Here is a 13,687-nt window from a genome sequence, read left to right as displayed (position 1 = left end):
AAAAGGGAATTTCCCTGAACATGCCCGCAACAGGCCCCTTTCCCGAGTTGCTTTTCTTTGGCGTAGAGAATCATTTACTCCGTAAAGAAGCGGCGAAAGAGTATATCTTTGATGCACTGTATATTGCGAAAAGACCCGGGGACAGAAAAGCATGGGTAGAACTTTTGGATAAGCTTGGCTGTGCAGAAAAGGATTTCCTTGATAGGGCGGAAAATCTTATTTCCCTACTGGGGCTTGGGGAGAGTCCTCTTATAGAGCGATTTGCTCCGGTCCTTATAGAAAATATCTCCGAGGAGCTTCTGTATCCGGTCTTAATTTCCTGTACTTCGGCTAAGGTTAAGAAAACGAAGAAGATGCTTTTACATTCGGCTTTAAAACGAGAGAAGCCAAAATCCGCCAATGACTTTGCAGAATGGCTTTCCCTTTATTTGCAGGATGAGGATAAGAGCATTGCCGGCCTTGCAGAAAAATTGGCCCTGTCCTGGGGGATAGCGTTGGAACAGGAAGAAAGTACAAAAGAATTGCGGGGCTTATGGAGAGAAAGCCCTAAGCTTTGGGAGGTTCCAAGATTTAGCTTGGGAGAGGAAACGGCGGAAAGCTTAACGGACATGGTTGCCCTGCTTTCCGATAGAAAGGAGTGTGTAGAAGACCTTCTTTTTGAACAGTTCCTTGCCTTGGCAAATCACATTGCATACAAAAATCCGGAAGAAGCCAAAATGAGTCTTCTGGGAATTCCCAACAGCGATTCCGGCATTTTATGGACATTGGGGAGATGGGCAAGAGGAATAGAAATGAGGCCGGTGGAGGAAAGCCGGCAAAGATTTTGGCAGGGGGAGAAAGAAATTGTAAAGATAGAGTATCGGGAACTCTTAACCATGCGAAGAGAGCTTCTTTTTCGTACCATGGGACAATGGCCCTGCTTACTTAGCACCCCAAGCTTTGAAGACTTAAGCATTTCCATAGAGGATTTCCTGGAGCGACTAAGTCTGTACCGGGCGGAAAAATTCTCCTATGTAATGGAGCCGGACTTACAGCTTGCATTAACAAGACTGGATACGGAGACATTTTCACAGGAAGATAGAAGCGGGTACACGGATAAGCTAAAGGAAATTGACTTGAAAGTTCAGCTTCCCTCCGGAGAATTTTTGCAGGATGAAGAGGGAAAAGACATTTTGATGGGGGAGTTGATTGCAGCTTATTTGCACCACCCATATGTAGAGCCGGTGTTTTTCCCGGGAGAAACGCCGTTTTGGAATGTGGAACTAAAAATGCCGGAAAGCCTTAAGGCACTGCCTTATAGACTGTCTTACAGTCATAACGCACTGTTTTCGATTTTTCCGAATTGGGGTGATTATTCCCTTACGGCAGTGCATAGAGATTTTGAAGTTTATCATGGACAAGGCATTATTTTGCGACAGCTGGCAAGAAGGAGAAAGCCCTTAAGTAAGGGGGCGTTGATGAACTGGATTACGGTATTTGGAAGGCTTAGTGATGAAAATGCGGAGGATGCGCTAAAGGCAAACCGGGAAGCCTGGGAAAGAGGGCTTTTACTTCCGGGACTGGCGGATATTTCCTATCTGGATTGGAGCGGCGGGGAGTTGTCCAACCTGGCAAATCTTTCTGTTGCCATGGACTTTATGGCAAATGAGAGGATGCTGAGTTTAGTGTGGAAGGTAGCCTGCGACACAGTGGATCAGTCCTTAAAGATGCCCAGAATCCTGGCCGGAACTGCGGAGATTGTAAAGTTTTTAAGAGATTATCTGGATGAGGTGATACTTGCGGTAGAAAAAAAGCTTGCTCCCAAAGAAGCATTGGAAATGAAGTCTATCCGTATTTTGGCAGAAAAAAGCGGCTCCTCCAAGGCGGTATCTTATGCAAAAGAAATCCTTGAGAAATTGGTTTTCATAGAGACAGAGCAGATACAGAGTGCTAAAAACGCAGGATTAAGAGAAAACTCCAGTCGAAAAGATAATGTGGCTTTAAATGAAGATATAAGCTTAATCAATGATAGAGGCTTAAGAGAGAATCAAGGAAATATAAAGAATACATCAAAAAGCAATATAATAGCTTCCGTAGAGACCCCCGCTCCCGCCGATTTTGAGAAAGTATGGCTTCCTTTGCCGGAAGGAAAAGAACTTATAGAAGACCATGTTACTTTTCGGGTCAAGGCCATAGAACTAAGAAAAAACGAAAAAGTTTTTCAATTCGACTTGGATTTGCCAGAGGATTCGGACTGTTCCTATCAGGTGGTCATTGCCGGATGGTTATATGCTTTAGCTCATGAGAGACAGGTTTCTGCCAGTAAGATAGACCGAAATGGCGAACTGATAGAGGAGGAAAATTTAGCGTGGCTTCACTATGACAGTGCTCAGAAAAAGATTGTAGTTAGCAAATTTAGAAACTGGCGAGGAGGAAATAAATCTCCCCTGGAAGGCGAGGCTACACCCTATTCCAAACTGTTTTTAAGCTTTGCAGTAGCGCTTTTGGCTCAGGATGGAGAAAGCATCTACGGGGCAAAGAGTCTGTTTAAAGAATTGGTTCAATCCGGGACATTATCTTTAAAGACATTAAGAGAAATTACAAGGTTGCTCTTAAGCTATGAAGAAATCAGTCCTGCCAAGCTTGTGCGAATTGTGGAAAAGGAAGGCGAAGTCTTAAGTATTTGCTGGGGAATGCTCTGGGAATGTATAAAAGATGCGGGAGTGAAAACAGCGGAGACAGGAAAACCGCCTGTCTGGATCAACAGAATTTTAGATCTGTGCATCTATTATGGAGCATATTTAAGGGAAGCCGCAAAAAGAGGATCTATTTCGAAAGAGGATGCCCTATGGCCCGGGCTTTTGGAAATGGCAAACTGCGGTGCAAAGTCTACCGCGGTTAAGAAAGCTAGGGAGCTTTTCGAAATCTTGGGAATCGCATGATATCACACTTCTTGGATTTCTATATGAAAAAAATGCAGATTGGAACAAAAAAAATCATCTTAGGGATGAAAGTAGCCTTGCAGGATAACATGGAAGCAAGCGTGTAGAACAGTTATCTATTGAAGGAAAGTACCGCTATCTTTATAATAGGAACGAAGATTTAGCTTAACTGATAACGGATAGGGAGGCAATGCATAGATGGCAGGACGTGTATATGGGGAAAAAGTGAGTATTGATACGAAAGGCACTGTTTCCTTTTATGATCAAAGAGCGAAAACAATCAAAAATAGAGAGCAGGAATATACTACCGTTTTGTTGGGAGATCAAGACCCTGAATATGCGGTGAAATGGGATGAATACGAAAAGGGTTTTATTCTTCCCAAATTAGGGCTGAATCGCAACAAAGTGATTCTGGATTTGGGCTGTGGGATGGGAAGGATGGCGGATGCGGTTTCCGATCAGTGCAAGGAATATTATGGTGTTGATTTTTCATCGGAGATGATTGCCGTGGCAAAACAGAACAGCGGAAACAGAAACTGCCATTTTTATACCATGTCTATTGTGGATGCCCTTTCCAATCCTCAAATCACAACTCGTCAGTATGACATTGTTCTTATGGCCGGTGTTTCCATGTATATTAATGAAGATGAGTTGATGGAGTCTTATCGACTTTTAAGGCGCTTAGTGAATCAGAACACTTTACTTTATTTTGAAGAGAGCGTCGGAAAAAAGGAAAGGTTGACTTTAGACCATATCTGGTCAGAGAACTTAAAGGATTACTATGGTGCAATCTATAGAACTCGTGAGGAATATAAAAGCCTTATTCGGGAGTGCATGAAGGGGGCAGAGTTTGTCGAGGAAGGCTATATGGATTTTTTGGATAAAAAAGAGCAGTCGGAGACGAGTCATTGGTATGCGCTATTAAAATGCAGGGAGGACTAAATCTTATTTTTGCAGATAAATCTTGCCATTTTTAAGAATATAAGAGATAATAAAATTATTCTAAACTAATCGCTTGAGGTGGCAGATGGAGATCCATTTAAAATCCAGAACAGTTAAATATGTTTCCGTAACAATAGCTTTTCTTCTTGTAGCATCGTTTCTCCTCTATCTTTTTAATATTGACAAAGCCATAGAATCTCTGCGAGAAATCAATTATTTTGATCTTTTACTGGGACAAATTGCCAATACCTTGATTGTCCTGTCTTTAACATCGGTTTTATCCTCGAACTTCGGGCAGGCCTATTGGGTGGATATCAAAGAAACAAAGCTGATTAAACCTTTTTGGACCTGTTTTACCGGAATCACGGTGTATCTTTTAACGGCATTACTTTATTCCATTTTGATGTATGCGATAGGGAGATATGCCGGCGTTTTGTTGTCTTCAATTTTTTCAACAGTTCTCTTAGTGATTCTTTCTTTTCAAATGATCAGTATCTATTTCGGAAAGGAAGGGATTAAAAAGCAGCTGCGAGAAGAGTATGAGCAGTTGCTTCGACTTACGAATTATCCATATGTATCGGATTATCTTTATAAAATCAAAAAACTGGAAAAAGAGCTGAGAGAATGCGCTTCTCCCGAAAAGGAGGACCTATGTCGGGCTTTACAAACGGAAATCCGGGCGTTAGAGAAAAAACTGAATTCCGGAGATGAAAAGCAGGTGGAAGAAGCACATAAGGAGTATGTCAAAAGAAGTGTAGATGCACATGAAACTTTAAAAAACATAGATAGAAAGCTTGAGGAATATACAAAAAATGCAATAAAAAACAATGATTCGGAAGTGATTATCGAAAATATTGAGCTGTTGGTGTCCGCAGAAAATGATATTACTTTGTTTCGGCTAATGGAGGATTTATTTTCCTGGGATGAACGCTATTGTTGCAAAGTTCTTCGACAAGTAAACGAGAGAGGCACAAATTTCATTATTAATAGAGAAATGCGTTTTTTCAAACAATTTGCTTTACAAAAATTGATGGAAGGAAGCGGAAAACTGTCAGCAATACAATTTTTGCTCTCCATTTATGATCAGTCGAATCTCGGCATGAAAAATATAAGAGAGGATTTAAAGAGAATAGATTCTGAACGCCAAAGATTACGTAGTAAAGAACTGGAATTGAATAAGGTGATGCTCGGCTGTGAGGATATCGGAGAAGGGTACAGGAAAGTTAAGCAGGAAAATAAACAACTGGAAGAAGAGAAGAAGGCTTTAGAAGAGGAGATACTCACTCTCCTTGGGGATTGCGCGACGAAGGATTTGCGAAGCTATTATTTACCGCTGGAGGAGTGCTACCGAGCTTATGAGGAGGAAAAGTACGAGATTGCCAATAAATATATCACGGTAATATTGGAATGCTTCCGCTTGGATATTGATTTGATTAGATTTGATACGGGAATCATGGATATTCCGGATAGTGGCATTTCTTTTTCCTATTTTACGGAAGAAGAGTTTTCGATTGTGGAGAGACTAATTGAAAAAGATAGGCAAAAATCTGTACTTTCAGAGGTAAATAAGAAGGCTCTCCTTAGTATGAAGGAAATCAAGCTTTAAAGAGTGGCGGAAAATAGATTATCTTGGATTACAAAATCTAAAAAGAGGTGAAGGAATGAATATTTACTTACAACTTGGTCTTGGCTTATTGCCCGGAGCGGTAGTTGCTACAGTACTTTTGGTAAAAAGAAAGGCCTTTCAAGTTCAAAAAATCATAATTTCGCTGCTCCTACTGGTTTTGAGCGGAGGACTTCTGTTTCGCGGTCTGTCCGCTTTTGCATCGGAATTAAAGCATAAGCCCGTGCTGTCACAGAAAAAGATGACTGAATTCATGAATGCGCTGATTGATGAGAAAGCCTATCCGGAAGCGGAGGAGGTTATAGAACAGTACAGTGAGGCATACGGCTATGATGACGAGTGCAGGCTGGCAACGGCCAGAATGGCTTTGTTGCAGGGAGAGTATGACCGGGCCTATCCGCTTTATCTTTATTTAAGTGAAAATACCAAGTTGATTTCCAAAAAATCGGAGGAGCTTCTTTTAGCGTCGGAACAGATGCAGGATCCGCTGTCCGATGTCATTATGGCGGATTATCTTACGAGCCAGGGAAAGGATATCACGGAATACGGCTATTCCAAGGAGCAATATGAGACGGCTAAGAAGGCGCTGGAAAAGCAAGACGGCAAAATAGAGAAAAAGGTGGAGAAGGCCATTCAGAGCTCTTATTCCGTTTCCAAAACGGCGAAGGAGTATGCGGAGGCGGTTTCCGAGGTTTCTGCAGACTATGCAAATATAGGCGAAGAAGAAACAAAATCTACAGCGAAGTACAAGAAGCTTTTTTCCGAGATGGAAGAAAAAATAAGGAGTATTTCTCTATTGATTCCATAAACAAGGCTCGTATCAAATCGTATGTTATGGACGGAGATTTTGCAGAGCTTACCGAGAATCTGAAAGCGGATTCTTCCTATCATGAATCTATGATAGCGGCGGAATTATATATGGGAAATTTGGTAGGGGAAAAGGACTTCTCCGACGCATTCCAAAGCATTGACAGTCGGGATGCGGAGCAGCTTACAAAGCAACTGAATAAGATTTACCGCAATATCCATGAGGATATGACCGTACAGGAAAGGAAGGCACTAAAGGCACGCGTGGAAGCACTGGACCGACAGTTGGAGGAGCCTGTTCTTTACACCATCAAGGAGAATTTAACGAAAGCGGCAGAGGAAGAAGCCGGCACAGATGCCACGAAGGTGAATCTGGAGCTTGCAAAAATTGAAAACTATTTCGGAAATGAAGTTTCCACCGATCAGTACTTAAGGGAGGCTATTTACAGTTCCCAGGACAATGAGGACGACAGCTATGTTGCAGCCATGTCTCAAATTATCGGTGTAATTGAAAATGATGACGAGGATGAGTCGGAAAATATCAAAAATGTATCAAACTATGTGGATACGGTGCTGGATCACTCTCTGACCGTGGATGTAGAAGAAATTATTTCTTCCAAAGCGGATGCGGTGATGCCCGAGCAGGAAAATACGGAGGATGCGGATACTTCCGTCGATTCTAAAAAACAAAAGAAAACAGAGAAGAACTCTTCCGATACGGAGGAAGAAGAGAAAAACAAGAAATTTTCACAGGCTGCCGTGGAATACGTCAGTAAGGCAAAGACCGCCATTTCCATAGGACAAATCAATACGGAAAAGTTTGAAGAGATTACGGCTGTCGTGCAGATTGACAGCAATTACAGTGATGTAAAGGATTTACAGAAGGCACTGAAACTCTATGACTGCGGAACGGAAATCACGGATTTTAGCATAAAGAAGCTGGATTATACGGCATCGAACATTATTCTGGTTTGTGACGTTTCAGGCAGTATGCAAGGCAGCATAGAGGACTTACGGCAGTCGGTGCTCCGTTTCATTCAGGATAAGAATAAGAATGAAAATCTTTCTATCGTAACTTTCAATGACGGAATCGTGGATGCGGCATCCTTCGGCGCTTCCGACGATAAGCTGATAGACCTTGCGGAAAGCATGGAAGCCAATGGCGGAACCGATATGTTCCATGCCGTTGTAGACAGTCTGTCCAATTACGGAACAAAGTCTACGGAAAGCAATGTTCTGATTCTTATGACGGACGGACAGGACAACTATCCGAAGACGGCGGAGGAGATTCAGAAAGAGATAGGGAAAAAGGCACAGCAGCAGGGGATTACCATTTACACCATGGGACTCGGTAATGAGGTCGATACTGCTTATTTGAGTACGATAGCTTCCAGCGGAAACGGAAAATTTGTCTATGTGTACGACAGTTCCAGCCTGAGTTCCTTCTATGACATGTTGCATGCAAAGGTTTACAGTCAGTATGAAGTAAAATATAAGGCGGAAGATACGCTAACGATGTCCGGTAGAACTTTGGAGATTACTTTACCGGCTGAAAACAGCAGAGATGTAAAAACATATTCTTTAGAAGGTGCTGCAGACAGTGAAAATGCCTTAGGGGCTATGCAAGATGTCCGAATTGACGGTGTCTTTCCGAGGTTTGTCTATAAGGGATTGCAGGATACGACGGTTCGGTTAAAGGGAGAAGGATTTCAGGAAAAGGACAAGATTTCAGTCAAATTAAACGGCAATATCGACTATACCCTTACGACCAAGTATATCGATAAAGAAACCTATGAAATGACCGTGCCTGCCGGCATTGCAGTCGGTTCTTACAATGTGGAAGTCAGCTTTAACGGAAAAAAGAAAGTGATACAAAAAGGATTTTCCGTTATTGCAGATGGCGATCAAAAGAAAACGGTTTTCGGTCCTTATGTGTTCACTTCCGCGGAAAAAATAGAGAACGCCGAGAATGATTATACCTTAAGCGGGGCAGTGACTTTAAACGGCTGGCTTCATTTTAAAGGGGATATTCACTTACAGGGAGACTTGGAAAATGACGGCTCCATCAGCGTATCGGATTACGATGGCTCCTATATAGAATACGATTCGTCTACTGCAGAGGGGATAGCCAAATTCTTTGCAGATAAAGGAATAGCGATATCCGTTCCACGACTGGATCAATTTAAATTATATAATGATCCGAAGAATCTTTATGATTATGAAAATTATCAAGTGGATGATATTTCAACAGGATTGATGGAAGTGGTCAATTTAACCATGTTTGATCAGACAAAAATCAGGTTATATCCTGAAAGTATCGGGATGTATTGGTCCGGTGGCAATACTTTTCTTCCATATCAGGATCAAATTATAGGACATGCGGTTAATCTTGATATGTTTCATTTTTCTGCCGAAGGGGACGCCATATTTACAGATAAAAAAATGGGTATTTTTATAGATGTTTCCTATGAAGATAATAAGGAAGAATATAGCCACAAGCTGAATTTTCTGAATTCGCCTGTTTATTTTAATGGCAATATTAAGATACATGTTGATACTCTAAAGAGTGAATATACTTTAGGAGGGATGGTTCGATTAGCATTTTTTGAAAAACAGTCAGGTCTGAGTGCAGAAATTTCTTGGAAGGGAAATCTGGTGCCGAATTCTGTACAACTCGGGCTTGAATTATCTGTACCTGTTAAACTCCCTACACCTATTCCGGTTGAAGTCAATGATTTTGCATTTAAAGTTTCAGATATTGATAAGGCGGCGGAAACAGGGAAATGGGCAGGTCTGAAGTTCACGGGAATAGCAAGCTTTAGTAGTTTAAAGGTAAAAGATTATGCTCCTCCCTTGGAGAAATTTTTGGGAGATCTCAGTTTTTTGGAGATGCCTGAAACGGAAGCAAGTCTTAGAGCAGCACCTTTTACCATGGAAGCAAAGGCTAAATTGATGCTGCTTAGTGAGATTCAGTTGGCGGAAGCTGAGGTTCATGTTGGAACATTCGACTACAGTAACAGCTTGCTTGCTTTGGATGATGTTGAGATAGAAGGATTTTCTTCTAAAGTAAAGCTCGGTATTGCTTGGGAAACGGCGGATAAGAGGATTTCTCTTGAGGCTTCCGGAACAGGGGAGGTCGATGCGCATTCCCGATTTGTTGGATTATATCTTGTGGGAACAACTAAATATGATATCAGCTGGTGGATGATCAATCTCGAGCACAAAAAAGAAGGAGAAATGGCCTTTGGACTTTATCGAAATCATGATGGGAAGTTGCAATTAATTTTTACTACACGAAATCAGGACAGTGACGGCAAAGTGCGTGGGGAATTTTACTATATCGATGAAAATGGAAGAATCGGAAACAGAAACGGTACGTTAACATAGCTTCGGGGGGAGATTGTATGTTGAAAAATATCAGAAAAATCAGTTTTATACTCTGCTTTTTGCTTTTGTTTAGTCTCTTCCCGTTTACCGCCTATACGGAACCGAAGCAAAGCATTATTGCAAACCTGAGTACTCCCGGAGATCTCACGGTTATGTTTACTTATGATGCGGAAAAGGTGGATATTACCTTTATCTCTCCTTCAGGGGAAAGGCTCGGTGCCGGAAGTGAAGGCGTGGAAATGAAAGAGGGAGATCTGTGGAGAACTTACCGCATTAAGGGCGCAGCGGCGGGAGACTGGTCCGTGGAATATGACTTGGGTTCCAATAAGGCAATTAACTACTCCATTCTTCGAGATAACTATGGGCTTTGGATTCAGTATTTTACTTTGGGGGAGCTTAAGGAGGACGGGATAGACCTCAGTTTCCAAGCGGACTTTGAGGGAGAAAACGTATATTATACTTATGAGATTTATGCGATCAGTTCTTCCGACCCGGAAAACCGCAATAAGATTATGGATGGGATGGCAAGTGCAAATAAGGCGACAGCTGTTCATGCGAATCTCAGTGCTTTACCCGGCGGAGACTATACCTTGCGACTGGATGTGCATTACAATGACGGAGAGGCCGAAGTTTTTGATTCGGCGAGCACGGAGTCTTTCAGTTATTCCAATCCCAACGAAAAGAGTGAAATCGCGGACTATATGGTAAAAATTGATAAGCATGAGCATATCTGCACGATAGATTGGTCCGATTTTACCGATTGGTCTTATCAGAACTATAAATTGCTGGTAGTGGCTGACGGGGAAACCATTTATAAGGGCGAATTTGATAATGATGTGAAGGACAGTTCCATCGTTTTTTCGGAGGGAACCAAGAATCTGGAGATTCAGTTGGCTTACCGCTCCGACTCCATTTGGTCTAAGTATAAGGTAAAAAAAATTGACCTTGATAAGGAATACCTTAGCTTAAAGGCGGAGCAGATCACATCTTCCTCCCAAATCTCTCTTGAGTATAAGGTAGAGAAGGAAAGAGAAGTAAAGGTCAGTGTAAATGGCAAAGAGGGGCAGTATAAGGTAAAGGATAGCGGCTTTTTATCCTTTGACCTGGAGGATATGGGAAATGAGATTTATGCGGAAATGGGAGTAGAGGATTCGGTTTTCTATATTGTGGATTCCTCTGTCTATTCCGATACCATCCCGCCATCCATCACCTTGTTTGAAAATCTGGACGGAAAGACCTTTTTTACAAACAGCGTTACGATTATGGGAAAGATGACGGGGGGGAATGAGTTAAGTATTGCGGGAAAGGCGGTTGCATTGGATTCCTCCGGTAACTTTTCTTATGTTTTTTCCTTGAGTCCGGGAGAAAATGTGCTGGAAATTCTGGCAAAGGACGCAAATGGAAATGCCGCTTCCAGAACCCTGACCTTATATCGCGGCGGAAGCATATTGAACAAAAAGACCGATGCAAAAAGTTGGAAAAGCTTTCTCCCTGCACTTCTGGGAGCGGTATGCAGTCTTTTTGTAATTATCTTATCCGTGTTCTTTATGAAGAAGAGGGGGAAAGAGGAGAGAAAGAGAGGAGGATTCCTTCTGCCGCTTATTCTTTCGGATGGAATTTTTGCAGCAGGAACAGTGCTCTTTGCTTGGCAGTTTGTGGAGCGTTTTCGTTTTGCGAATTCTCTTAAGTATCTGGATTTGGTAGAAAAATCCGCATCCAAGGCTGCCGAATATCTTAGATGGGAACGCATTTTCGGTCTCTGTGCGATAGGCAGTTTGCTTTTGTTCTTGCTTTGCCTTACAGGAACCGTCCTTTTCCTTCGGAAGAAGAAAACGGTTCAATAAAAGCGAGGAGGATGGTATGGAAAATATAATCTTTGCGGCAATTTTGATTCTTTTCCTGTCCTATGCTTTCAACAAATATGGCTTTACGGAAGAAGGTAGAACCTATGGTGTATGTAAGGAAGTCAAGGTGGAATTTACCAGGGATAACGGTTCACCCTTTAATGAGCAATTAAGAGGAATGGACAGTCGGATGTACAGACCGTATATCGAGTATAGCTGGAAGGGAAGGCAGTATCTTGCAAAAGCCTATAGAGCCTATCAAAGAGCCAAGATATTTCCGGGAGACAGAGTGAAGATTCGAGTGAATAAGAAAGATAAGGAAGTGGTGGATATTTTGAGTTAAGAAAAAGAGCTTTCGCGCCTTATAGCGTTGAAAGCTCTTTTAAAATTCTTAACGAGTATCGCTCGCGTAGCGCACGGTATCTCGTTTATTCCTTTGCGTTAGCCTTTAACAGAGCAGTGATTTCCGTCTCGGTGGAAAGGGAAAGTACTTTTTCTGCCAGAGCATCCGCTTCTTCCTTTGTCCATTTGGAAATGACGCACCTTGTGTTTAGTACAAGTACCGGATTCACACTGAATTCGTCCAGTCCGAAGGAAATAAGAAGAGGAATCAAGAGCGGGTCCGCAGCAGCTTCACCGCACATTCCGACAGGAATCCCGGCTTCTTTTCCGCAGGCAATAATCCGTTTTATGGAACGAAGTACGGAGGGATGGAAGGTAGAGTAGAGATATGCGACATCCGCATTTCCCCGATCCACGGTCATGGTATACTGGGTCAAATCGTTTGTGCCGATGGAGAAGAAATCCGCTTCTTTGGCCAGAAGATCCGCGATAAGAGAGGCGGAAGGTGTTTCTATCATGCATCCCAATTCGATATGTTTGTCGTAGGCGATTCCCTCGGCATCCAAATCTGCTTTTATTTCGGAAAGGAGCTCTTTTACACTGCGCATTTCCTCTACACAAGTCACAAGAGGAATCAAGATTTTTATCTTGCCAAAGGCACTTGCCCGTAACATGGCACGAAGCTGTGCACGGTAGCCTTCTTTATTTCCGAGACAGTACCGAATAGCCCGATACCCGAGGAAAGGATTTTCTTCCTTCTTCATATTCAGGTAAGGAATGTCTTTGTCTCCGCCGATGTCCAGCGTGCGGATGATGATGGGCTTCCCTCCCATGATTTCTGCCGCTTCTTTATATGCTGAAAATTGTTCTTCCTCCGTGGGCATCCGTTTATTGTCCATAAAGAGGAATTCGGAGCGGAAGAGCCCCACGCCTTCTCCGTCGCATTCTATGGCTTTCCTGGCATCCTTCGGGGTACCGATGTTGCAGAAAAGCTCTACGGCAGCGCCGTCTGCTGTTTTTGTTTCTTTACCGTGAAAATTCTTCAGTTCCGATTGTTTTCGAATATATTCCTCTCGCTTCAAAATATAGGAGGAAAGTGTGTCACCCTCAGGGTTAATGTAAACAATGCCTTCCGTGCCGTCTACAATGGCGGTATCCTTATCTTTTACTAGAGATGTAATATTGGGAACGGAGAGGACGGCGGGAATTTCCAAAGCCCTTGCCAGAATCGCGGAGTGCGAAGTTTTTCCACCCATTTCGGTTAAGATTCCCGCAACATTTTCTTTGTGAATTTGCGAGGTCATGGATGGAGTAAGGTCTTTTGCTACCAAGATGGTACCGGGGGGGAGTTTGCGAATATCTACATCTTGGACACCCAGTAAGATTTTCAAAAGACTCAGTTTGATATCGCTGACATCGGCAGCTCTTTGCTGCATGAATTCGTCATCCATTTTGGAAAACATACCGATAAACATGTCGCAGACCGCTTCTACGGCGGACTCGGAACACTGGCCCGTTGCAATCATATTGCTCATTTCATCAGCCATGGTGGGGTCACTGATCATGACAAGGTGGCTTTCCAGAATTTCCGCTTCTTTTGGACCGATTCTCTTTCGGATGTCTTCCGCCATCTCTTCGGTTTCTTTTTTAAACTGTTCAATTGCTTCGTGAAATCTTTTTTGTTCTTTTTCCGTATCTTCAATCTTTATCGCTTCATATTTCAGCTCATGTTCTTCGATGACACAGATGCTGCCGATTCCTATGCCGCGAGAGGCGGGAATTCCGTTTACCATTTGCTTTTCTCCTTGTTTTAAAGAAAG

8 protein-coding genes are annotated in these 13,687 nt (G+C 42.6%); 7 read left to right on the top strand and 1 reads right to left on the bottom strand.

The annotated features are described in order from the left end of the window. Nucleotides 1-20: 20 nt before the first annotated feature. From HMPREF9624_RS04120 to HMPREF9624_RS04090, 7 genes are all read left to right on the top strand, one after another. Entirely contained in the window at nucleotides 21-2,921 is a 2,901-nt protein-coding gene (locus tag HMPREF9624_RS04120) for a hypothetical protein (RefSeq protein WP_009536656.1), read from the top strand. A 198-nt stretch (nucleotides 2,922-3,119) separates the two neighbouring features. Beyond that, nucleotides 3,120-3,863: a class I SAM-dependent DNA methyltransferase gene (locus HMPREF9624_RS04115; RefSeq protein ID WP_009536654.1), complete on the top strand. Its 744-nt coding sequence runs from the start codon at nucleotides 3,120-3,122 to the stop codon at nucleotides 3,861-3,863. Between the two features lie 85 nt (nucleotides 3,864-3,948). Further along, entirely contained in the window at nucleotides 3,949-5,469 is a 1,521-nt protein-coding gene (locus HMPREF9624_RS04110) for a hypothetical protein (protein WP_009536653.1), read from the top strand. A 55-nt stretch (nucleotides 5,470-5,524) separates the two neighbouring features. Beyond that, entirely contained in the window at nucleotides 5,525-6,295 is a 771-nt protein-coding gene (locus HMPREF9624_RS04105) for a hypothetical protein (protein ID WP_009429436.1), read from the top strand. A 26-nt stretch (nucleotides 6,296-6,321) separates the two neighbouring features. Next, complete coding sequence (locus HMPREF9624_RS04100; protein ID WP_009536652.1) at nucleotides 6,322-9,681, top strand: vWA domain-containing protein; 3,360 nt, start codon at nucleotides 6,322-6,324, stop codon at nucleotides 9,679-9,681. Nucleotides 9,682-9,698: 17 nt separating this feature from the next. After that, nucleotides 9,699-11,525 carry a hypothetical protein gene (locus HMPREF9624_RS04095; protein ID WP_009536651.1) on the top strand — a complete coding sequence of 609 codons (1,827 nt, stop codon included), beginning with the start codon at nucleotides 9,699-9,701 and terminating at the stop codon, nucleotides 11,523-11,525. Nucleotides 11,526-11,541: 16 nt separating this feature from the next. Further along, the gene (locus tag HMPREF9624_RS04090; RefSeq protein ID WP_009536650.1) at nucleotides 11,542-11,868 is read left to right on the top strand and encodes a DUF3592 domain-containing protein; all 327 of its coding nucleotides are present in this window, start codon (nucleotides 11,542-11,544) and stop codon (nucleotides 11,866-11,868) included. Nucleotides 11,869-11,953: 85 nt separating this feature from the next. Here HMPREF9624_RS04090 and ptsP read toward each other — a convergent pair whose 3' ends face one another. Next, nucleotides 11,954-13,660 (bottom strand): phosphoenolpyruvate--protein phosphotransferase, encoded by a 1,707-nt coding sequence (gene ptsP, locus HMPREF9624_RS04085; RefSeq protein WP_009536649.1) that lies wholly within the window; start codon nucleotides 13,658-13,660, stop codon nucleotides 11,954-11,956. Nucleotides 13,661-13,687: the final 27 nt, after the last annotated feature.

It is taken from the genome of Oribacterium asaccharolyticum ACB7 (genome assembly GCF_000238075.1).
GTDB classification, from domain to species: domain Bacteria; phylum Bacillota; class Clostridia; order Lachnospirales; family Lachnospiraceae; genus Oribacterium; species Oribacterium asaccharolyticum.
The sequence above is the reverse complement of the archived record's forward strand: the minus strand, read 5'-3'. Positions and strand labels throughout refer to the sequence as shown.